Below are 21154 nucleotides of genomic sequence, written 5' to 3'. Positions count from 1 at the left end.
CGCCGGTTGCGGCGGCGAGGATAGCGCAGGGCCGGCGGCAAAGGGAGCGCTTTCGGCGCACGCGCCATGCCGCTATGCCTGCCGGCGATGCCTGCGTCCGAACCCTCCCCGAAGGCCGCCGACCTGCTGGTCTGGTACGACCGGCACCGCCGCGTCCTGCCTTGGCGCGCGCTGCCCGGCGAGCGGCCCGATCCCTACCGGGTCTGGCTCTCCGAGGTGATGCTGCAGCAGACCACGATCGCGGCGGTGAAGCCCTACTTCGCGACCTTCCTCGCCCGTTTCCCCGACATCGAGGCCCTGGCCGCGGCCCCGGAGGAGGCGGTGATGTCGGCCTGGGCCGGGCTCGGCTACTATTCCCGGGCGCGCAACCTCCACGCCTGCGCCAAGGCGGTCGCTGCGGCTGGGCGATTCCCCGACACCCTCGATGGGTTGCGCAAGCTCCCCGGCGTCGGCGCCTACACGGCGGGCGCGGTGGCGGCGATCGCTTTCGACCGGCCGGAGGCGGCGGTGGACGGCAACGTCGAGCGCGTGATGACGCGGCTGTTTTCGATCGAGGCGCCCTTGCCCGGCGCACGTCCCGAGATCCGGCGCGTGACGCAAGCTTTGGTGCCGACCGAGCGGCCCGGCGACTTCGCGCAGGCCGTGATGGATCTCGGCGCCACCATCTGCACGCCCAAGCGTCCGGCCTGTGCGCTGTGCCCGTGGATGGCGCCCTGTCGCGCCCGCGCGGCCGGCAACCCGGAGACCTACCCGCGCAAGGTCAAGGCGGTGAAAGGCACCCTGCGGCGCGGCGCGGCCTTCGTCGTGGTCCGCTCGGGCGACGAGGCGGTCCTGCTCCGCACCCGCCCGCCGGAAGGCCTGCTCGGCAGCATGGCCGAGCCGCCGATGAGCCCGTGGGCGCCCGACTACGACCCTGCCGGCGCGCTCCTCGACGCGCCGCTCGACGCGCGCTGGAAGCGCCTGCCCGGCCTGGTGCGGCACGGCTTCACCCACTTCCCGCTGGAGCTGACCGTGTTCCTGGCCCGCGTCGCGCTGTCGACGCAGGCGCCGGCCGGGATGCGCTTCACCCCGCGCCGCGACCTCGACGAGGAGCCGCTGCCCGGCGTGATGAAGAAGGTGCTGGCCCACGCCTTCGACCCGAAGCCGGAGCCCGAACTGAAGCCGCGCGGCCGCCCGAAGCGCGACCCGCCGCCGATGCCGATGTTGGCGGTGTGGGAAGCGCCCGAGACGGTCGCCGACCCGCCGCGCTTCCGCCCGGTGCCGAAGCCGGCGCCGCGCGCGGTCGCACCGGTGCCGGCGGAGTCCGACGAGATGTTCGAGGTGGACGCGGAGGTGGTGCCGCCGGTCCGCAAGCCGGCGAGGCGGGCGCCGCGCAAGCGCTGAGCCGGGCGCGATGGCTGCCGAGGTGTACGTGAAAGTGGCAGGTGCCATTCGACACCGCGCGCGATGGGCGTCTAATTCGTCGCCCTGCAGGACGCTACGGAAATGCTGTAGGGCACGCCCTTTCCGCCTTCGCCGAGCCGGAACTTCCTGAACGGGCCACGATGTCGCCGATCATCTCTATCGAGAACCTGTCGAAGACCTATGCCTCGGGCCTCTCGGCCTTGAAGACCGTGAACCTCGCGATCGCCCGCGGCGAGATCTTCGCCCTGCTTGGGCCGAACGGGGCCGGCAAGTCGACGCTCATCAACATCGTCTGCGGCATCGTCACGCCGAGCACCGGCACCGTGACGGTGGACGGGCACGACATCGGCTCTGGCTATCGTGGCGCGCGCAAGGCGATCGGGCTGGTGCCTCAAGAACTCACCACCGACGCCTTCGAGAGCGTGTGGAACACGGTGAGCTTTACCCGCGGACTGTTCGGGCTGAAGAAGGACCCAGGCCACATTGAGCGCGTGCTGCGCGACCTCTCGCTCTGGGAGAAGCGCGACGCGCGGCTGATGACCCTGTCGGGCGGCATGAAGCGCCGGGTTCTCATCGCCAAGGCGCTCTCGCACGAGCCGACGGTGCTGTTCCTCGACGAGCCCTCGGCGGGCGTCGACGTGGAACTGCGCCAGGACATGTGGCGCATGGTGCGGCGCCTGCGCGAGCAGGGCGTGACCGTGATCCTAACCACGCACTACATCGAAGAAGCCGAAGAGATGGCCGACCGGATCGGCGTGATCCGCAAGGGCGAGATCATCCTGGTCGAGGAGAAGGCCGAGCTGATCCGCAAACTCGGGCGCAAGCAGCTCACGCTTCAGTTGCAGGCGCCGCTGGCCGCGTTGCCGGCCGACCTTGCCGACGGCGGCCTTGAATTGAGCCAAGGCGGGCAGGAGCTCGTCTACACCTACGACGCCAAGGCCGAGCGCACCGGCATCACCGGCCTGCTCACCGACCTCGGCGCGGCCGGCATCCGGTTCAGCGACCTGCGCACCAGCCAGTCATCTCTGGAAGATATCTTCGTCGACCTCGTCAGGGAACGCGCATGATCCCGGCGGCCGCGAGATCCCAACCCACCATCCCCCGGCTGCCGGCGAGCGCGAACGCGCGTCGCCACCCGTGCGGCGCTCGCCTCTCGGGGCGTCAGCATCGAGAGGCAAACCGATGAACTGGCCCGCCATCCGCGCGATCTATCGGTTCGAGATGAGCCGCTTCTGGCGCACGGCGATGCAGAGCATCCTCGCGCCGGTGATCTCGACCTCGCTCTACTTCGTGGTGTTCGGTGCGGCGATCGGGTCGCGCATGAGCACCGTCGACGGCGTGCCCTACGGCCTGTTCATCGTGCCGGGCCTGGTGATGCTCGCGCTGCTGACCCAGAGCATCGCCAACGCCTCGTTCGGCATCTACTTCCCGCGCTTCGCGGGCACGATCTACGAAATCCTGTCGGCGCCGATCTCACCGGTGGAGGTGGTGCTCGGCTATGTCGGCGCCGCGGCCTCGAAATCGATCCTGATCGGGCTGATCATCCTCGCCACCGCCGCCCTGTTCGTGCCGCTGCACATCGAGCACCCGGTCTGGATGATGGCCTTCCTGGTGCTGACGGCGGTGACCTTCAGCCTGTTCGGCTTCGTCATCGGCCTTTGGGCCGACGGCTTCGAGAAGCTGCAACTGGTGCCGCTCCTCGTCGTGACGCCGCTGACCTTCCTCGGCGGCAGCTTCTACGCGATCGAGATGCTGCCGCCGTTCTGGCGGACCGTCAGCCTCGCCAACCCGGTGGTCTACCTAATCAGTGGATTCCGCTGGGCCTTCTTCGGCACGGCCGACGTCGCCATCGGCATCAGCCTCGCGATGACCGGCCTGTTTCTGGCGGTCTGCCTCGGCCTCGTCGCCTGGATCTTCCGCACCGGCTACCGCCTGAAGAGCTGAGCGCACGCTTCCTGAAGTCGTTCGTTCGAAAACGCATAAAGACATCTTTATGTCTTGATTGCTTCGTATCCGGTGCTCTGCTAGATGCCTCGGCGAGAGGCAACCCGAGATACGGAGCGACGCGACATGGCCCAGATTTCTTCGGCCCAGGATTACATCGTCAAGGACATCGGCCTGGCCGATTACGGCCGCAAGGAGATCTCGATCGCCGAGACCGAGATGCCGGGCCTGATGGCCACCCGCGAGGAGTACGGCCCGTCGCAGCCGCTCAAGGGCGCCAAGATCGCCGGCTCGCTGCACATGACGATCCAGACCGCGGTGCTGATCGAGACGCTGAAGTCCCTCGGCGCCGACATCCGCTGGGTGTCCTGCAACATCTACTCGACCCAGGACCACGCCGCCGCGGCGATCGCCGCGGCCGGCATCCCGGTCTTCGCCATCAAGGGCGAGACCCTGGAGGAGTACTGGGACTACACCTCGAAGCTGTTCGACTGGCATGGCGGCGGCATGCCGAACATGATCCTCGACGACGGCGGCGACGCCACCATGTTCGTCCACCTGGGCCTGCGCGCCGAGAACGGCGACACCGCCTTCCTCGACAAGCCGGAGTCCGAGGAGGAGGAGATCTTCTTCGCGCTCCTGAAGAAGAAGCTCGCCGAGAAGCCGAAGGGCTGGTTCGCCGGTCTCGCCGACTCGATCAAGGGCGTCTCCGAAGAGACCACGACCGGCGTTCACCGCCTCTACAACCTCGCCAAGGAGGGCAAGCTGCTCTTCCCGGCGATCAACGTGAACGACGCCGTCACCAAGTCGAAGTTCGACAACCTCTACGGCTGCCGCGAGTCGCTGGTCGACGGCATCCGCCGCGGCACCGACGTGATGATGGCCGGCAAGGTCGCAATGGTCGCCGGCTTCGGCGACGTCGGCAAGGGCTCGGCGTCCTCCCTGCGCCACGCCGGCTGCCGCGTGCTGGTCTCGGAGGTCGACCCGATCTGCGCGCTCCAGGCCGCGATGGAAGGCTACGAGGTCGTGACGATGGAAGACGCGGCGCCGCGCGCCGACATCTTCGTCACCGCCACCGGCAACAAGGACATCATCACCCTCGACCACATGCGGGCAATGAAGGACCGGGCGATCGTCTGCAACATCGGTCACTTCGACAACGAGATTCAGGTCGCCGGCCTCAAGAACCTCAAGTGGTCGAACATCAAGCCGCAGGTGGACGAGATCACCTTCGCCGACGGCCACCGCATCATCCTGCTGTCGGAAGGACGCCTGGTGAACCTCGGCAACGCCACCGGCCACCCGTCCTTCGTGATGTCGGCCTCGTTCACCAACCAGACGCTCGCCCAGATCGAACTTTGGACCAACCCGGGCAAGTACCAGAAGCAGGTCTACACCCTGCCGAAGGCGCTGGACGAGAAGGTGGCCCTCCTCCACCTCGAGAAGATCGGCGTGAAGCTCTCCAAGCTCCGCCCCGACCAGGCCGCCTACATCGGCGTCTCCGAGAACGGCCCGTTCAAGCCCGACCACTACCGCTACTGAGGCACTCGGCGCGGGCACGCGCCGACCGGTACGGACGAGCGACAAGAGGGCCCAGCGGAAGCGCCGGGCCCTCTTCGTTTGTCAAGCCGCAAGGGCCATGGCGGACTGTGTCTTCTGTGTGTCGTTCGTCCGCGACCTGCCGGCGACGGGTTACAGCCAAGCTAATTCCCCTTCCGGCGCAAATCCCCGGCGCGTTAGACTACCTGCGGTTCGACAGGTCGTCGGGTCGTCGGATCTCCATCCACCCGAATCGTGCGGGCGGGGACCCGTCGCCGCGCGTTCGTTCGCGTCGATCTGACCGGCGGTTTTTGGAGACGGGACGGATCATGGCGGTCGATCGGGCGGCACGGCGCACAGCCGGGGCCGGCGCTCTCTTCATCGCCGCCGTCGGCCTGCCGGCTCCCTCCCTTGCGGCGGGCGCCGACCTTCCGAGCTGGGGTTTCGGCTCGCACATGCACAACGTCGCCGCCGCAGCGATCTTCGGCGGCCTCGTCGCCTTCGCCACCATCGTCGCCCTTCTCTATCTGAGCGAGCGCTCGCGCTGGACCCGCCGCGAGCGCGAGCAGGCGGCGGCCCTCGACGCCCTCAGCGGCGCCCACGACCGGGCCGAAATGCTGCTCGCCGCTGAGCGCCAGATCATCGTGACCTGGGACGGCCGCAGCGAGGCGGTGGTCGAAGGCGATGTCGGCCTCGCCTTCGACGGCGCGCGTCCGGCCTCCGGCTCGGCCCGCCGCATCCTCGCCTTCGGCAGCTGGCTCGTCCCCGCCGACGCCGAGGCGGTCGAGGCCGCCGTCGAGGCGCTTCGGGTGCGCGGCACGAGCTTCCGCGCGACGCTGCGGAGCCAGTCCGGTGGCAGCATTGAGGCGCAGGGTCAGGCGGTGGCCGGCCGCGTCCTGCTGCGCCTGCGCGAGACCACCGAGGACCGACGGCAGATCTCCGAGTTGCGCGAGACCCTGGAAGATGCCCGCCGCGGCCTCTCGGCGCTGGCCGGCCTCCTCGACGCGATCCCGCAGCCGGTCTGGCGGCGCAACCGCGAGGGCAGCCTCGCCTGGGTCAACACCGCCTACGTCGCCGCCGTGGAAGCCACCACCCGCGAGGGTGCGATCCAGGACGGCATCGAGCTCCTCGACCGTCCGGCCCGCGAGATGATCGCCCGCGAGGACGCCCAGCGCCGCCCCGCCGGGCCACGTCCTGCACTTCGCCTGTCCGCGGTGGTGGCGGGTGGCCGGCGTATCCTCGACGTCACCGAGACCGCCCTGGAGGGCGGACGGGTCGGGATCGCGGTGGACGTCTCCGAGCTGGAGAGTGTGCGCGCCGACCTGCAGCGCCAGATGGACGCCAATGTCCGCACCCTGGACCAGCTGCCGACCGCGGTCGCAATGTTCGATGCCGGCCAGCGGCTGATCTTCCACAACGCCGCCTACCGCCAGCTCTGGGACCTCGACCAAGGCTTCCTCGACGCCCGCCCCCTCGACGGCGAGATCCTCGACCACCTGCGCGCCGCGCGAAAGCTCGAGGAGCATGCCGACTTCCGCAGCTGGAAGCAGGGCGTGCTGGCCGCCTACCGGTCGGCGGAAGCCAACCCGGCCTGGTGGTACCTGCCCGACGGCCGCACACTGCGGGTGCTGGCCGAGCCGAACCCGCAAGGCGGCCTGACCTACCTGTTCGACGACGTCTCGGACCGGATGAAGCTCGAATCGCAATACAATGCGCTGATGCGGGTGCAGGCCGAGACCTTGGATACCCTCAAGGAGCCGGTGGCGGTGTTCGGCGCCGACGGGCGCCTCACCTTTGCCAACCGTGCCTTCGCCGCTGCCTGGCGACTAGACCACGAGAGCCTGGAAGCCCGCCCGCACGTCGAGGCGGTGATCGAGGCCTGCCGCGTGCTGGCGCCAGCCGACGAGCCGTGGCTCGACATCCGCGACGCGGTGGTCGGCCTCGAATCGCGCACCGCCATCGCCTGCAAGCTCGAGATGGTGGACGGCACCGTGCTCGACTGCACCGCCCAGCCTCTGCCCGAAGGCGCGACGTTGATCACCCTGATCGACGTCACCGCAAGCGTGAACGTCGAGCGGGCGCTGACCGAGAAGAACGACGCGCTCGAAAAGGCGGCGCAGCTTCGCGACACCTTCGTCCACCACGTCTCCTACGAGCTGCGCTCGCCGCTCACCAACATCATCGGCTTCACCCAGCTTCTTGGAGACGAGACCGTGGGTGCGCTGAACGCCCGCCAGCGCGAATATTCCGATCACATCATGCGCTCGTCCGGCGCGCTCCTGGTGATCATCAACGACATCCTCGACCTCGCCTCGATCGATGCCGGTTCCCTCGAGCTCCAGCGCGAGACCGTGGACGTTCAGGCCACCATCGAGGCCGCGCTGCTCGGCATCGAGGACCGTCTCGCGGAATCCGATCTCAGCCTCGTCCTCGACGTGCCCGACGACATCGGCAGCGTGTTCGTGGACGGGAAGCGCGTCCGCCAGATCCTCTTCAACCTGATGTCGAACGCCGTCGGCTTCTCCAGCGCCGGCCAGAGCATCACCGTGCAGGCGCGCCGGACGGCCGGCGACCTCGTCCTCAGCGTGCGCGACCGGGGTCGCGGCATGCCGCCCGAGATCGCCGCCCACGTGTTCGACCGGTTCGAGAGCCACACCCTCGGCACGCGCCATCGCGGGGTCGGCCTCGGCCTGTCGATCGTGCGCTCCTTCGTCGAGCTGCATGGCGGCCGGGTCTCGCTCGATTCGCGCCCCGGCGCCGGCACCTGCGTGAGCTGCACCTTCCCGATCGTCCAGCCCGCGTCGCACACGGCGCGGGGCGCGGAATCCGAGGCGACCGAGGAGGCGGCCGAGTAGGCCGCCCCGGTTCAGCCGAGGGCGCGGGCCGCCTCGGCCACGGCCTGGACGCGGGTGTCGACGGTCCTCGAGGCGTCGGCGATGCCGTCCATGTTCAGCCGGACGCGCTGGACGCTCTCGGCCGCGTTCTGCATGTTCACCGACATGTCACGCGTCACCGCCGCCTGCTGCGTCACGGCGGAGGAGACGCTGAGCGAGATTTGGCTGACCTGCCCGATCGTCTGGCTCACGAGCTCGATCGCCCGCACGGCCTCGGCCGTCGCCTCCTGCACGGCGGTGACCTGCCTCCCGATCTCCTCGGTCGCCTGCGACGACTGCGTGGCTAGGGCCTTCACCTCGGCGGCGACCACCGCGAAGCCGCGGCCAGCCTGACCGGCGCGCGCCGCCTCAATGGTCGCGTTCAGCGCCAGGAGGTTGGTCTGGTCGGCGATGGTGCGAATCGTGGTGATGACGCTGCCGATCCGCTCGGCCGAGGCCGTGAGGCCGGAGATGATGGTGCGCGCTTCGTCCGAGCGGCCGACCGCCTCGTCGGATGCCGACTTCGCCTCGACCGCGTGCCGGGTCAGTTCCTCGATCGACGCCGAGAACTCCTCGGCCCCGGCCGCCACCGCCTGGACGTTGCCGGAGGTCTCGGCCGCCGCGCGCGCGGTCTCGGTCGATTGGCGGCTGACCCCCGACATCTCCTGCATGATGTGGCCGAGGTCGACCTGGATGAGGCGCTGGCCTTCAGCGCGGCGGCGGCGCTCGTTCACCTGCGCGGTCACGTCGGTAGCGAACTTCACCACGGCGAAGGGACGTCCATCGCGGTCCAGGATCGGATTGTAGGCGCCGTGGATCCAGACCTCCTGGCCGGCCTTGCCCACCCGGCGGAACTCGCCCGCCTGGAAGGTGCCCGCGGCTAGCATCTTCCAGAACGCGGCGTAGGCGGGCGAGGCAGCGTCCGCCGCCTCGACGAAGATCCGGTGGTGGCGGCCTTTGATTTCGTCGAGGCGGTAGCCCATCGTCGTAAGGAAGTTCGCGTTCGCATCGGTGACGATGCCGTCCAGCGTGAAGTGGATCACCGCCTGGGAGCGGTTGAGCGCATCGATCTGGCCCTGGCAGATTGCTGCCGCCTTGGTCTCGGCGGTGATGTCGGTGGCGAGTTTGACGACCTGTACCGGCCGGCCGCCGCGATCGAGCACCGGATTGTAGGAGGCCTGCAGCCAGATCTCACGGCCGTCCTTGGCGACGCGCTTGAAGGTGCGGGCTTGCGCCTCGCCGCGGGCCAAGGCCTCCCAGAACGCTCGATACTCTGCGGTCTCGCGCTCGGCGCCCTCCATCAAGATTCCGTGATGCTGGCCGCGGATCTCAGACAAGGCATAGCCGAACAGGCTCAGGAAATTCGCGTTTGCATCGAGGATCCGGCCGTCCAGGCCGAACACAATGCGGGCCTGTGACCGGTCGATCGCATCGATGACGGCATTCACCTTCTGGTTGATAAACGACATTCCAGTGTGCCTTGTAGTTCGTGATCTTCATGTAATATTGCGTAGCAAGCTTAAAAAATCGGCTTCCAAGACTTTTAACATGACATATTAGTTTCTGGGTCGTAGCAACAACTTCTAGGTGTAAGTCAAAGGGGCTATCTAAGAGTAAGGTTGCGCCCTGTCGTCCCGCCAGCGGTCGGCGACGGCATCGCAGACATTCCATGACGCCGACGACGCGTTCGCAGCGATCCACACGCTTGGTATCGCAGTCTCGACGCAGACGCTCAATACGACCTCGCCGGCCGGCTTGACCAAGCGGTTTCGCGTGGCCACGACGCAGGCGATGTACGAACCTTCCTCATCCGGCTGGACCGTCTTCCGCAACGGTGACTTCCGCCTGTTCGGCATGTCCCGGTTCCTCACCGGCCTTGCCTACCAGATGCAGGCGGTGGCGGTCGGCTGGTTCGTCTACGACCTGACCCACTCGGCGCTCGCGCTCGGCCTCGTCGGGCTGGCGGGGTTCCTCCCAGCGATGCTGGCCGCGCTGATCACCGGGCACGTCGCCGACACCTACGACCGGCGCCTGGTGGCGGCGGCGTCCTTCGCGGTGCAGGCGGCGACCAGCGCGGCGCTGCTCGCCTACGCATGGAGCGGCGTCGGCGCGGTCTGGCCGATCTACGGGCTCGTCGTGTTGATCGGTACGGCGCGCGCCTTCGCCAACCCCTCCCTGCAGGCGCTGCTGCCGACCTTGGTGCCGCGCGACCTGTTCGGCTCGGCGATCGCCTGGAACGCCTCGCTCTGGCAGAGCGCGTCGGTGCTCGGGCCGGCGCTCGGCGGCTTCCTCTACGCCCTTGGGCCCAAGGTGGTGTTCGGCTCGGCCTCCGCCAGCTTCGCCCTCGCGGCGGTCGCCACCGCCGCGATCCGCTTCCGCCCGGCCCCCGTGTCGGAGCGGCCGCCGGTGACCTGGGCGACGCTGTCGGCCGGGATCGGCTATATCCGGGCCCATCCGGTGGTGCTCGGCGCGATCAGCCTCGACCTGTTCGCGGTGCTGCTCGGGGGCGCCACCGCCCTGCTGCCGATCTTTGCGGCCGAGGTGCTGCATGTCGGCCCGCTCGGGCTCGGGGCGCTTCGGAGCATGCCCGCGGCCGGCGCCGTGCTGATGGCCGTCGTGCTGGCCTACCGGCCGCTGCGGCGCCATGCGGGCGTGAGGATGCTGCGCGCCGTAGCGGTCTTCGGTGTCGCGATCATCGTGTTCGGCCTTTCGACCTCCCTGCCGCTGTCGATGGCCTGCCTGTTCGTCACGGGTGCCGCCGACATGATCAGCGTCTACGTCCGCCAGACATTCGTTCAAGGCGAGACCCCGGACGCGATGCGCGGCCGGGTGTCGGCGGTGAACACCGTCTTCATCGGCGCCTCGAACGAACTCGGCGAGTTCGAGTCCGGATCGGTCGCGGCGCTGATCGGCGCGGTGCCGGCCGTGGTCGTCGGGGGCGCGGCCACCGTGCTGGTCGCCGTGCTCTGGGGCCGGCTCTTCCCGGCACTCCGAGCGCGCGACCGGCTTCTGCGCGAGGGGTGAGGCTGGAGGCCGACGGCCAAGCTAACCCATTCCGGCCAGGATGGGCTGGTCTACGCACCTCCGCCCGGGTCGTCCGGGTCGCTGAAGGAAGCCGACCTTGCTCGTTCGTACCGTGTTCGCGTTCACCCTGTCCGCCACCGCCGCGCTCGCCGCGCCGAACGCTTCGGCCGTGCCCGACCGCGCCGCGATGAAGCAGAACTGCACCGGCGATTACCTCGCCCTATGCAGCGAATTCTCCCCCGACGCCCCGGAGGTCCAGGCCTGCTTCAAGCAGAACCGCGCCAGCCTCTCGCCGAACTGCCAGGCCGCGATCGGTGGATACGTGAAGGCGCAGAAGCGCGGGTGAAGCGGAGCCCGACGGGTCGCCGGGCTCCGCTTCCGAAAACTACTTCCCGGCCAGCAGCGGCGACCAGGTCGGGTCGGAGGCGTAGGACGGGGTCGGCACCGGATTTTCGACCTTGCCGGTGATGTCGACCATGTAGAGCTTGCCGCCGCCCTGGCCGCCGGGATCGCGGAAGAACAGCACGTACTGGCCGTTCGGCGCGAAGGTCGGCCCCTCGTTGTGGAAGCCTTCCGTCAGCACCCGCTCGCCGGAGCCGTCGGGCTTCATCACGCAGATCGCGAAGCCACCCTTGCGCTGGCGGGTGAAGGCGATGAGGTCGCCTTTGGGCGACCAGGCCGGCTGCGAGGCCGAGCCCTCCCCGAACGAGATGCGGTGCGGGTTCGAGCCGTCGGCGCCCATCACGTAGACCTGCTGCGAGCCGCCCCGGTCGGATTCGAACACGATCTGGCCGCCGTCCGGCGAATAGGTCGGCGAAGTGTCGATCGCCATGCCATTGGTGATCGAATGCTGGGCCTTCGAGGCGATGTCCATCGTGACGATGTCTGCGTTGCCGCCCTGCTGCACGCTCATGATGAGGCGGCGGCCATCGGGTGAGAAGCGCGGGCTCGCGCTCATCGAACCGAAGTTGCCCATCGCCGTCCGGCTGCCGGTCTCGAGGTTGATCACCTGCACCCGCGGCTGGTGGCCGGTGGCCTGCGCCATGAAGGCGATGTCCTGCGTCGCCGGCGAGTAGCGCGGGGCGACGACGGCGTTCTCGCCGGTGGTGAGCGCCCGGACGTTGGCGCCGTCCTGGTCCATCACCATCAGGCGCTTGCGGCGGTTCTCCTTCGGGCCGGATTCGTCGACGAAGGCGATGCGGCTGTCGAACCACGGCCCGAGACCGGTGATCTTGGTGTAGACGCTGTCCGAGATCAGGTGCCCGGCGCGGCGCGCGTTGGCGGCGTCGGTGCCGTATTGCTGGCCGGTGATCTGCTGGCCCGAGGTCACGTCCCACAGGCGGAACTCGACCTTGAGGCGGCCCGAGGCGTCGCGCGAGACGCGGCCGGTGACGAGGCCCTGCACGCCGGCCGCGCGCCACTTCTCGAAGCCGGGGGCGGCATCGAAGTTCGGCGATTCGGGGAATCGGCCCTTCTCCAGCGGCAGGAAGTAGCCGGAGCGGCGCAGGTCGTTCGTCACGACGCTCGAGACGAGGCCGCCGAGGTTCGCGTCGCCCGAGAAGTCGGTCACCGCGATCGGCATCGGCTGGAACGAGCCGCCACCGATGCGGAGCTGGAGCTGGGCCTGGGCCGGCGCGCTCAAGCCGATGGCCGCGAGCAGCAGCAGCGCGAGGCCATAGAGGGCGGCGGGCACGTGCCGGGCCCGGGTGAGCGAACGATGCAGCATGGGGTTTGGTCCGGAAACGTTGGAGCGGGTGCCGGCGAGGTCGAGACTTCGGGTCGGCTTCGGCGTCAGGTCGCGGTGAACTCGAACTCCGCGTTGATCGCCTTCCAGTCGTTGTAATAGGGCTGGTACTGCGCCGGGATCTTGTAGGGCGCGCACCGGCGCACGGCGCGCAACGCCGCCTGCGCGATCGACTGGTCGACCGAGCTCGACCCGCCGCGCATGATCCGCGGCTCGGTCGAGAGCGAGCCGTCGGCGTTCAAGCGGATGTCGAGCACCGGCAGCACCACGCCCTGCGCCGCGCCGGGCGGCGCCGAATAGCAGCGCTCGATCTGCTGCTGCAGCATGCCGACGAGGGCGTCGCGCAACGAGGGCGACAGGCGCTGCGCGGTGCCGGTGGCAGCGCCGAGGGAGGCCGTGCGCTGGACCTCGTGACCGGTCGAGCCGGTGGATTGCGACGGCGCCTTCGAAGCCAGGATCGACTTGATGTCGCCGGCATTGAACTTGGCGGCGAGCTCGGCCTGCTTGCGCGCCTTCGCCTCGGCGTCGGCCTTGGCGCGCGCATCGGCGACCGCCTTCGCCTTGGCTTTTGCCGCAGCCTCGGCCTTCGCGGCGGCTGCGGCCTCGGCTTTCTCCTTGGCCTCCTCGGCCTTGGCTTCGGCGATCTCCTTCTGGCGCTCGGCCTCGGCTTCCGCCTTCGCCTTGGCTTCGGCCTTGGCGGCGGCCGCCTTCTCGGCAGCCTTGGCCGCCTCCTTGGCCGCGTCCGCCTTGGCTTTCGCCTCGGCTTTGGCCTTCGCATCCGCAGCCTTGGCTTCGGCGGCGGCGGCTTCCGCCTCCTCGCGCTCGACAAGCTTGGCGAGCTGCTCGCGCTTCACCGCCTCCGCCTTGGCGGCCTCGGCGGCGGCGGCCTTCGCTTCCGCCTTGGCGGCGGCGGCCTTCTCCGCGGCGGCGGCCTTGGCGGCTTCCGCCTTCGCCTCGGCTTTGGCGGCTTCCGCCTTCGCCTCGGCTTTGGCGGCGTCGGCCTTCTCGGCCTCCGCCTTCTCCTTGGCCATCTTGGCGGCCTTGGCCGCTTCCGCCGACGGGTCGGGCTCGTTGACGCGCAGCGGCATCTCGTCGGCGTTGGCGAGCTTCATGTCGCTGGTGCGCGTCGGCGCTGTCGGAGAATCGACTTTCGCGTTCTCCGGCTCCTTCTCTTCGAACTTCTCCGCCTTCTTGTCGGCACGGGGCTTGGCGTCCGACAACGGCTTCTCGGCGTTGCGCTCGCCCTTGGTCAGCTCGGAGAACTGGTTCTCGGTGATCACCTCGATGGGCACGCCCTCCTGCGCCTCGGGAAGCGCAGGCGCGGCGACGCTGAACAGGGCGAAGACCAGCAGCCCGACATGGGTGCCGGCCGAGACCCAGAAGCCCGGTTCGCTGCGGAAGGAGGGGAGCCTCACGGACGCGCTACCGCTGCTCGGGCTCGGTGACGAGTGCCACCTTCTTGAAGCCGCCGCCGGTGACGATCGCCATCACCTGCGCGACCCGGCCGTAGTCGACCCGCTTGTCGCCGCGCACGAAGACGCGCTCCTCGAAGCCGGACTTGGCCTCCAGGGTCAGCTTCGGGATGATGGTGTCGTCGGTGAGCTCGTCCTCGCCGAGGAAGACCTGACCGGACTGGCGGATCGAGATCGTCACCGGCTTGGTGTCCGAGTTCAGGGGCGAGGCCTTGGATTGCGGCAGGTCGAGGGGCACGCCCACCGTCATCATGGGCGCCGCCACCATGAAGATGATCAGCAGCACCAGCACGACGTCGATGAACGGCGTCATGTTGATCTCGTTGATCGGCCCGCCGCGCTTGCCGCGCCGCCGCCGCTTGCCGCCCCCTTGCGCGCCCGCCGCCATGCTCATGTGTCGATCCCTTCGCGGTCGGTCAGGCGGCGAGCGACAGGCGCTCGTCGATCTGGCGCGACAGGATGGCGGAGAACTCGTCGGCGAAGCCTTCCAGGCGCGACTGCTGCTTGGAGACCGTGGCCTGGAGCTTGTTGTAGGCCAGCACGGCGGGAATCGCCGCGAACAGGCCGATCGCGGTGGCGAATAGCGCCTCGGCGATGCCCGGCGCCACCACGGCGAGCGAGGTGTTCTTCGAAGCGGCGATCGAGGTGAAGGCGGTCATGATGCCCCAGACCGTGCCGAACAGGCCGATATACGGGCCGGCCGAGCCGATGGAGGCGAGGAACAGCAGGCGGCCCTCGAGGCGCTCGACCTCGCGCTGGATCGTCACGTCGAGCACCTTGTCGATGCGCTGCGACAGGGATTGGATCTGGCGGCCGGTGCCCTCGAACGAGCGCTTCCACTCGCGCATCGCCGCGACGAACAGGGCGGCAAGGCCCGTGGCCGGGCGGTCGTTGAACGAGCGGTACAGTTCCTCCAACGAGCGGCCGGACCAGAACGCGTCCTCGAAGGCGTCCATCTCGTCCTTGGTGCGGCGGAACAGCAGCGTCTTGTCGACGATGATCGCCCAGCACCAGATCGACGATCCGAGCAGGCCGATCATGACGAACTTGACGACGACGTGGGCCTGCAGGAACAGCCCGAGCAGCGTCATGTCGGCGACGGGCGCAGCCTGCATCGCATCGGCTGGGTTCATGGTCGGTGGTCCTCACGTCCCCATGGCGGAGCGGCTTCCGAGGGGGAAACCCTCGCGACATCCGGCTGAACCATGGGCGATGCCTGAAAAATCGCCCGCGAATCTGTCGAAAGTAGGGTCGTCGCCGCAGCGCACCCTCGACGTCTCGGCCGAGTGAAGCGCCGAACGCGGTTAAGGAAGCGTTGCACGCCGGACCAGGGCGGATCGCAGAATAAGGAATGTTATTTCAATCGAGCGAGACACTACTCAAATCGAAGGCGACGAAAGTATTTGTTTTATATTAAATGTATTTGATTTCTCATCCTAAGGTTGTAATCTTTATATTCGTCAAAATACCGAGTAAATTAATGGCTTTTTTACCCTGATCGGCGATTCATGGTCGAAGATCCTCGTCAACGCGCTCGTGGTGGGCCCGAGCTTGGGTCATCGATGGGTTTCCATGGCATTCCTGACATTGCGCCGGAGCGCGAAGGCTCCTTCCGTCGAGACGATGACCGAGTCGCCGCATGCGGTCGACTTCGAAGCGGTCCTCGGAGCCTTGCCCACCAACGTTCTGGTGTTGAATCCGACCACCGCGGCGATTACTTATGCGAACAAGCGGAGCGTGGAGACGCTGAACGCCCTGCGGCAGCACCTGCCGTCCGTCGTCGATCCCAACCGCATGGTCGGCCAGTCGATGGACGTGTTCCACAAGAACCCCCACCACCAGCGCTCGATCGTCGGCGATCCGTCGCGGTTGCCGTGGCGCACCAAGATCAAGCTCGGCCCCAAGACCCTCGATCTTCACGTGTCCGCCGTCCACGCCGCCAACGGCGAGTACATCGCCGCGGTGCTGTCCTGGGCCGACGTGTCGCCGCTCACGGACGGGATCGCCAGCTTCGACCGCACGATGCAGGCCGCGCTCAATCAGACCGCCGCCGCCACGGGCGCGATGCGGCAGGCCGCCGACAGCGTGCTGAACGCCACCGGACAGACCTCTGAGAGCGCGGGACGGGCGGCCTCCAGCGCGGCGGAGACCACGGTCAACGTGCAATCGTTGGCCGCGGCCGTGGAGGAGTTCAGCGCCTCCAATGCCGAGATCACGCGGCAGATGACCCATTCCAGCAGCGTGACGGCGCAGGCCGTGACGGAGGCGCAGCAGGCGATGGAGAACGTCAGCACCCTGTCTGAGACCTCGCAGCGCATCGGTGTCGTCGTCGGGTTGATCAACTCGATCGCGAACCAGACCAATCTCCTGGCCCTGAACGCCACCATCGAGGCGGCACGCGCCGGCCCCGCCGGCCGGGGCTTCTCGGTGGTGGCGGCCGAGGTCAAGGAACTGGCCGCGCAGACGGCCAAGGCGACGAGCGACATCTCCGATCAGATCAACATGATCCAATCCGCCACCCGGATGACCGTTTCGTCGATCGAGCGGATCTCCGAGGTGATCAAGGGAATCGATGCCGGCTCGACGACGGTCGCCGCGGCGGCCGAGGAGCAGGCCGCCGCCTCGGCCGAGATCAGCCGGAGCGCGCGCGACGCCGCCGACCTGACCACCGAGGTGAGCGGCGGGATCAGCGCGGTGGCGGCCAGCGCCGCGACCTCGACGGATTCAGCGCAGACCGTGCTCCACGCCACCACCGACATGGACAACCAGATGGCCGAGGTCACGCGGGCGGTCGCGACCTTCCTGGAGGAAGTCCGGCGGATCTGATCGCGCCGCCCCCCTTCACGAGAACGTCTTCGAGCGACGCCGCTGCCGACTCGCTCGAAGGCGAAGCGCGTGCATCAAAGGCTGTCGGGAGCGGACAACGCCCGGCGCAGACCCGGGGGCAGGCGGATCGCCCGGCCCTCGCGGACGCAGGCCACGACCACGGACGCGCGGACCAGGAGGTCGTCGCCGCGGAGCACCTCCTGGTGAAGGTGCATCGAGGCGCCGCGCAACTCGTGCGTGCGGGTGAGGATCGTCAGCGCGTCGTCCATCCGCGCCGGCTTCAGATAGTCGATCTCCATCCGGCGCACGACGAAGACCAACCCGTCGGCCTCGCGATGCAGTTCGGATTGGTCGCCCGCCAGCCCGCGCAGCAACTCGGTCCGGCCGCGCTCCATGAAGCGCAAATAGCTCGCATGGTAGACGAAGCCCGAGAAGTCGGTGTCTTCGTAGTAGACGCGCACCGGCAGCGCGTGGGCTTCGATCGATGACGTCACGGTTCGGCGCCGCTCCTGCGCAGACTTCCAGAGGGACAGGCCTGACGAGCCGGCGCCTTGCATTCGGACGAGGCTACCACGTTTGCCGATCGTCGGGACCTTAGTACCGGGTTGGCTCGGTGTTTGGTCGCCTGCCGCGGTTCCGAGGACGCGTCCGCGAAAGCCGGCCGATCGATCGCAGGCTCGCCCTGAACCGAGCCAAAAGCGCCGTCCCGATCCGCCGCGACGCAACGGCCAAGCTCAGTCCTCGGGCGGGCGGCAGGGTTTCGCTGAGCGCAGATCTTCGCCGCCTTACGCGGGTTTGGCGGCTCCCGCCGAAGCCTGTCGAAGACTATACCGCAGCGTAATCGCGCATTCACGCGTAGAAAAATCGAAGTCTTGGATGCATGATCGTTGCTTGAGCGATCGAATGTTAAGCTGCGTTGAGGAATTCGGCCGGAATGTGATCTGGATGCCCAAAATGTGCGGGTCTTATTTCAGCCCCGTTCGGTCTCGATTGGCGCCGCCCTCGTCAACGACCAAGGACCGAAGCATGCACATCCGACCCGTCGCCAAGATCGCCGCCGCCACCCTCGGAACCGCCCTGTCGCTCGTCGCCGCCACCCAGCCGGCCGCCGCCCAGAGCGGAGGCGCGTCCTGGTACGGCAGCGGCCATCGCACCGCGAGCGGCGAGCGCTTCAACCCGAACGGGATGACCGCCGCCCACCGCAGCCTGCCCTTCGGCACCCGCGTCCGCGTCGAGAACCAGCGCACCGGCCGGTCCGTGGTGGTGCGGATCAACGATCGCGGGCCGTTCGTGCGTGGCCGCATCATCGACCTCTCCCGCGGCTCGGCCCGGGCGCTGGGTATGGGCGGTACCACCTACGTCTCGCTGCACGTCATGAACTGATGCGGATGCCGGCCGGCGTTGCCGCGCGCGCCGGCCGGCCCCATCTCCGAGCCTGAACCGGAGACGCAGCGGACATCATGGCAAAACCCCTCATCGTCGACATCCCGCACGACCTCGGCCGCGACGAGGCGCGCCGCCGCATCGAGACCGGCGTCGAGCAGGGGCGGGCGCTGCTCGCCAAGAGCGGCATCAGCATCGAAAATCTCACCTGGACCGGCGACCGGCTCGATTTCGCGATCTCGGCGATGAAGCAGAACATGAACGGCCAGATCGACGTCGGCCAGGAGAGCGTGCGGGTAGAGTGCCACCTGCCGTTGTTGCTTGCGCTCTTCGCCGACAAGGTGAAGCGGATGGTCGGCAAGGAAGGCAACCTGCTCCTGACCAAGAAGTAGCGCGCAAGGCGGCGCACGCCGGAACACCCGGGGCGACCCCGCCGTTCACGCTCGTCACGCGGCGCGCGCTCAAGACGCGCCGCGACGTCAAGCGAGGAGCGTTTCCCATGGCCGATCCCGGCGCGATCCCCGAGGTGCCGACGAACCCGACGCCGGCCCCCGACACGCCCTACGACCCGCCCACCGTGCCGAGCCCGGGCCCGAGCCCCGAGATCCCGGGCGACAGCCCGAGCGAAGCGCCCGGCATCACCCCAGCCGAGGTTCCGGTGACCACGCCCGGCATGCCGACGCCGACCGGCCCCGCGAACCCGGTCGCCTGAGCGCGCTCCGGTTTACTTGAGCCGACTTCGATTTGTGGTGAGGCGGCCGCGCTGCCATAAGCCCGGCATGGCCGCCCCACCGCTTCTGACCCTTCAAGACGTCGCCCTCACCTTCGGCGGCACGCCCCTGATCGAGGGGGCGGGTTTCTCCGTCGCGCCCGGCGAACGCACCTGCCTCGTCGGCCGCAACGGCTCGGGCAAGTCGACCTTGATGAAGATCGCCGCCGGGCTCGTGGAGCCCGATCGCGGCGTCCGCTTCGTCCAGCCGGGGACGACGATCCGCTACCTCGCGCAGGAGCCGGATTTCTCCGGGTTCGCCACCACCCTCGAATTCGTCGAATCGGGCCTCGGCGATGGCGACGCGCATCACCGTGCCCGCTACCTGCTCGAAAGCCTCGGCCTCGACGGCAGCGAGGATCCGACGCGGCTCTCGGGCGGCGAGGGCCGCCGCGTGGCGCTGGCGCAAGCGCTGGCACCCGAGCCCGACGTGCTGCTCCTCGACGAGCCGACCAACCACCTCGACCTGCCGGCGATCGAATGGCTCGAGGCCGAGCTGAAGGGGACGCGCGCCGCGATGGTGCTGATCAGCCACGATCGGCGCTTCCTCTCGGCCCTGTCGCGCGCCACGATCTGGCTCGACCGCGGGGTCACCCGACGCATCGAGCAAGGCTTCTCCGGGTTCGAGGCTTGGCGCGACGCCTTCTTCGAGGAGGAGGAGCGCGACCGGCACAAGCTCGAGCGCAAGATCAACGACGAGGAGCACTGGCTCCGCTACGGCGTCACCGCCCGGCGCAAGCGCAACGTCCGCCGCCTCGGCAACCTGCATGCGCTGCGCAAGGAGCGCCGCGACGACCGCCGGCCGGTCGGCACCGTCACGATGCAGGCCGGCGAGGCCGAGGCCTCGGGCACGCTGGTGATGGAGGCCAAGAACGCGAGCAAGAGCTATGGCGAGCGCCGGATCGTCTCCGACCTGTCCCTGCGGGTGATGCGCGGCGACCGCCTCGGCATCGTCGGCGCGAACGGCGCCGGCAAGACCACGTTGATCAACCTGCTCACCGGCAAGCTGCAGGCCGACGACGGGAGCGTCCGCCAGGGCACCAACCTGAAGATGATGTTGCTGGACCAAGCCCGCGCGGTGCTGGAGCCGAGCATGACCGTCACGGAAGTGCTCACCGGCGGCAGCGGCGACGCGGTGGTGGTGAACGGCGTCAGCCGCCACGTAGTCGGCTACCTCAAGGACTTCCTGTTCACCCCCGAGCAGGCGCGTACCCCGGTCTCGGTGCTCTCGGGCGGCGAGCGCAACCGCCTGCTGATCGCCCGCGCCCTGGCGCAGCCGGCCAACCTTCTGGTGCTCGACGAGCCGACCAACGACCTCGACCTCGAAACGCTCGACCTGCTGCAGGAGATGCTCGGCGACTATTCCGGCACCCTGATCCTGGTGAGCCACGACCGCGACTTCCTCGATCGCGTCGTCGGCAGCGTTCTGGTCTCGGAAGGGGAGGGGCGCTGGGTCGAGTATGCCGGTGGCTACACCGACATGGTCAACCAGCGCGGCGTCGGCGTGCAGGCCCGCGCCGGCGCCAAGGGAAAAGCCGAGGCGCGCGGAAAGAGCGAGCCGCGCGAGCGGGCGGAGGCCGCGCCCGCTGTCAAGGGCAAGCTGAACTTCAAGGACCAGCACGAGCTCAAGACGCTGCCTGCCCGCATGGAGAAGTTGCAGGGCGTGATCGCGCAGCTGCGCACGGTGCTGGCCGATCCCGGCCTCTATGCCCGCGACGCGGCCCGGTTCGACAAGGCGTCGGCGATGCTCGCCCAAGCCGAGACCGAGCTGTCTGGGGCGGAGGAGCGCTGGCTCGAGCTGGAGATGCTGCGCGAAGGCTGAGACCATCCCGGCCTTCATGATGCCGCGATGGCGGTCCATGCCGTCCGGCAAGCCTCGGGGGCGTCGCCGGTGTTGCGACATCGTCCGCTCGCCATGATCCGCTCGTAATGAACCGCTCGCCATGACACACCAAGGCCTGCGTTCCGCGGGCTGGCTCCTCGGGTTGCCTGGGCTCGGCCTGATCTGGGTCGGCGCGACGCTGTATGCCGCGCCGGATATCGCCGCGCGGATCGCGGCGGCGGGCGAGACGGTGGCTCAGGCGACCGAGGCCGGCTCGCCCGAGCCGTGGCTGCGCGTCTCGGTCCGCGGGCGTGATCTCGTCGCCGAGGGCGAGGCGGCCTCGGCCGCCTGAGC

The 21154-nt window shown here is 68.8% G+C and carries 19 protein-coding genes; 13 read left to right on the top strand and 6 right to left on the bottom strand.

The features are described 5' to 3' along the window. Positions 1-87: 87 nt before the first annotated feature. The 5 genes from mutY to FV229_RS03390 all read left to right on the top strand — a co-directional run bounded on the left by mutY (position 88) and on the right by FV229_RS03390 (position 7742). Entirely contained in the window at positions 88-1383 is a 1296-nt protein-coding gene (mutY, locus tag FV229_RS03410) for an A/G-specific adenine glycosylase (RefSeq protein ID WP_147750597.1), read from the top strand. 161 nt (positions 1384-1544) lie between these two features. Continuing rightward, on the top strand, positions 1545-2471 hold the full coding sequence (locus tag FV229_RS03405; protein WP_147750596.1) for an ABC transporter ATP-binding protein: 927 nt from the start codon (positions 1545-1547) through the stop codon (positions 2469-2471). A 115-nt stretch (positions 2472-2586) separates the two neighbouring features. Next, a complete protein-coding gene (locus FV229_RS03400) occupies positions 2587-3348 on the top strand; it encodes an ABC transporter permease (RefSeq protein WP_147727174.1) in 762 nt (253 codons plus the stop codon). Between the two features lie 135 nt (positions 3349-3483). After that, positions 3484-4890 carry an adenosylhomocysteinase gene (ahcY, locus tag FV229_RS03395; protein ID WP_147750634.1) on the top strand — a complete coding sequence of 469 codons (1407 nt, stop codon included), beginning with the start codon at positions 3484-3486 and terminating at the stop codon, positions 4888-4890. Positions 4891-5216: 326 nt separating this feature from the next. Then, complete coding sequence (locus FV229_RS03390; RefSeq protein WP_147750595.1) at positions 5217-7742, top strand: PAS domain-containing sensor histidine kinase; 2526 nt, start codon at positions 5217-5219, stop codon at positions 7740-7742. Positions 7743-7753: 11 nt separating this feature from the next. Here FV229_RS03390 and FV229_RS03385 read toward each other — a convergent pair whose 3' ends face one another. Further along, positions 7754-9229 carry a PAS domain-containing methyl-accepting chemotaxis protein gene (locus FV229_RS03385; protein WP_147750594.1) on the bottom strand — a complete coding sequence of 492 codons (1476 nt, stop codon included), beginning with the start codon at positions 9227-9229 and terminating at the stop codon, positions 7754-7756. Between the two features lie 322 nt (positions 9230-9551). Between FV229_RS03385 and FV229_RS03380 the strand changes: the two genes are divergently transcribed. Together FV229_RS03380 and FV229_RS03375 are read left to right on the top strand one after the other, a co-directional pair. Then, complete coding sequence (locus FV229_RS03380; protein ID WP_147750593.1) at positions 9552-10784, top strand: MFS transporter; 1233 nt, start codon at positions 9552-9554, stop codon at positions 10782-10784. A 97-nt stretch (positions 10785-10881) separates the two neighbouring features. Beyond that, positions 10882-11130, top strand: a complete 249-nt coding sequence (locus tag FV229_RS03375; RefSeq protein ID WP_147750592.1) for a hypothetical protein — start codon at positions 10882-10884, stop codon at positions 11128-11130. 39 nt (positions 11131-11169) lie between these two features. Here FV229_RS03375 and tolB read toward each other — a convergent pair whose 3' ends face one another. The 4 genes from tolB to tolQ form a co-directional block, all read right to left on the bottom strand. Beyond that, positions 11170-12510, bottom strand: a complete 1341-nt coding sequence (gene tolB / locus FV229_RS03370) for a Tol-Pal system beta propeller repeat protein TolB (RefSeq protein WP_147750591.1) — start codon at positions 12508-12510, stop codon at positions 11170-11172. Between the two features lie 65 nt (positions 12511-12575). Beyond that, on the bottom strand, positions 12576-13943 hold the full coding sequence (gene tolA, locus FV229_RS03365; protein WP_147750590.1) for a cell envelope integrity protein TolA: 1368 nt from the start codon (positions 13941-13943) through the stop codon (positions 12576-12578). Positions 13944-13950: 7 nt separating this feature from the next. Further along, the gene (locus FV229_RS03360; RefSeq protein ID WP_187273574.1) at positions 13951-14394 is read right to left on the bottom strand and encodes a biopolymer transporter ExbD; all 444 of its coding nucleotides are present in this window, start codon (positions 14392-14394) and stop codon (positions 13951-13953) included. A gap of 22 nt (positions 14395-14416) precedes the next feature. Continuing rightward, on the bottom strand, positions 14417-15133 hold the full coding sequence (gene tolQ / locus FV229_RS03355) for a protein TolQ (protein ID WP_147750589.1): 717 nt from the start codon (positions 15131-15133) through the stop codon (positions 14417-14419). A gap of 490 nt (positions 15134-15623) precedes the next feature. On the opposite strand from tolQ, the gene FV229_RS03350 reads away from it, so the two are divergent. Further along, the gene (locus tag FV229_RS03350) at positions 15624-16826 is read left to right on the top strand and encodes a methyl-accepting chemotaxis protein (RefSeq protein ID WP_246688028.1); all 1203 of its coding nucleotides are present in this window, start codon (positions 15624-15626) and stop codon (positions 16824-16826) included. Between the two features lie 74 nt (positions 16827-16900). Here the strand turns inward: FV229_RS03350 and ybgC are convergent, their stop codons facing one another. After that, on the bottom strand, positions 16901-17320 hold the full coding sequence (ybgC, locus tag FV229_RS03345; RefSeq protein ID WP_238270657.1) for a tol-pal system-associated acyl-CoA thioesterase: 420 nt from the start codon (positions 17318-17320) through the stop codon (positions 16901-16903). 532 nt (positions 17321-17852) lie between these two features. On the opposite strand from ybgC, the gene FV229_RS03340 reads away from it, so the two are divergent. The 5 genes from FV229_RS03340 (at position 17853) to FV229_RS03320 (ending at position 21152) form a co-directional block, all read left to right on the top strand. Next, the gene (locus tag FV229_RS03340; protein WP_238270665.1) at positions 17853-18209 is read left to right on the top strand and encodes a septal ring lytic transglycosylase RlpA family protein; all 357 of its coding nucleotides are present in this window, start codon (positions 17853-17855) and stop codon (positions 18207-18209) included. A 77-nt stretch (positions 18210-18286) separates the two neighbouring features. Beyond that, positions 18287-18601: a polyhydroxyalkanoic acid system family protein gene (locus FV229_RS03335; RefSeq protein WP_147750586.1), complete on the top strand. Its 315-nt coding sequence runs from the start codon at positions 18287-18289 to the stop codon at positions 18599-18601. Positions 18602-18708: 107 nt separating this feature from the next. Next, positions 18709-18921, top strand: coding sequence for a hypothetical protein (locus tag FV229_RS03330; RefSeq protein WP_147750585.1), 213 nt, complete (start codon positions 18709-18711; stop codon positions 18919-18921). Positions 18922-18988: 67 nt separating this feature from the next. Then, positions 18989-20800, top strand: coding sequence for an ATP-binding cassette domain-containing protein (locus tag FV229_RS03325; protein WP_147750584.1), 1812 nt, complete (start codon positions 18989-18991; stop codon positions 20798-20800). A gap of 121 nt (positions 20801-20921) precedes the next feature. Next, positions 20922-21152: a hypothetical protein gene (locus tag FV229_RS03320; protein WP_147750583.1), complete on the top strand. Its 231-nt coding sequence runs from the start codon at positions 20922-20924 to the stop codon at positions 21150-21152. Positions 21153-21154 lie beyond the last annotated feature (2 nt).

It is taken from the genome of Methylobacterium sp. WL120, assembly GCF_008039465.1.
GTDB classification, from domain to species: domain Bacteria; phylum Pseudomonadota; class Alphaproteobacteria; order Rhizobiales; family Beijerinckiaceae; genus Methylobacterium; species Methylobacterium cerastii.
The sequence above is the reverse complement of the archived record's forward strand: the minus strand, read 5'-3'. Positions and strand labels throughout refer to the sequence as shown.

Bases quoted from the DNA above. Each gene is read 5' to 3' on its own strand.
- mutY (WP_147750597.1), top strand. From the start codon at position 88: ATGCCTGCGTCCGAACCCTCCCCGAAGGCCGCCGACCTGCTGGTCTGG.
- FV229_RS03405 (WP_147750596.1), top strand. From the start codon at position 1,545: ATGTCGCCGATCATCTCTATCGAGAACCTGTCGAAGACCTATGCCTCG.
- FV229_RS03400 (WP_147727174.1), top strand. From the start codon at position 2,587: ATGAACTGGCCCGCCATCCGCGCGATCTATCGGTTCGAGATGAGCCGC.
- FV229_RS03390 (WP_147750595.1), top strand. From the start codon at position 5,217: ATGGCGGTCGATCGGGCGGCACGGCGCACAGCCGGGGCCGGCGCTCTC.
- FV229_RS03385 (WP_147750594.1), bottom strand. From the start codon at position 9,229: ATGTCGTTTATCAACCAGAAGGTGAATGCCGTCATCGATGCGATCGAC.
- FV229_RS03380 (WP_147750593.1), top strand. From the start codon at position 9,552: ATGTACGAACCTTCCTCATCCGGCTGGACCGTCTTCCGCAACGGTGAC.
- tolB (WP_147750591.1), bottom strand. From the start codon at position 12,510: ATGCTGCATCGTTCGCTCACCCGGGCCCGGCACGTGCCCGCCGCCCTC.
- FV229_RS03360 (WP_187273574.1), bottom strand. From the start codon at position 14,394: ATGAGCATGGCGGCGGGCGCGCAAGGGGGCGGCAAGCGGCGGCGGCGC.
- tolQ (WP_147750589.1), bottom strand. From the start codon at position 15,133: ATGAACCCAGCCGATGCGATGCAGGCTGCGCCCGTCGCCGACATGACG.
- FV229_RS03350 (WP_246688028.1), top strand. From the start codon at position 15,624: ATGACCGAGTCGCCGCATGCGGTCGACTTCGAAGCGGTCCTCGGAGCC.
- FV229_RS03340 (WP_238270665.1), top strand. From the start codon at position 17,853: ATGCACATCCGACCCGTCGCCAAGATCGCCGCCGCCACCCTCGGAACC.
- FV229_RS03335 (WP_147750586.1), top strand. From the start codon at position 18,287: ATGGCAAAACCCCTCATCGTCGACATCCCGCACGACCTCGGCCGCGAC.
- FV229_RS03330 (WP_147750585.1), top strand. From the start codon at position 18,709: ATGGCCGATCCCGGCGCGATCCCCGAGGTGCCGACGAACCCGACGCCG.
- FV229_RS03325 (WP_147750584.1), top strand. From the start codon at position 18,989: ATGGCCGCCCCACCGCTTCTGACCCTTCAAGACGTCGCCCTCACCTTC.
- FV229_RS03320 (WP_147750583.1), top strand. From the start codon at position 20,922: ATGACACACCAAGGCCTGCGTTCCGCGGGCTGGCTCCTCGGGTTGCCT.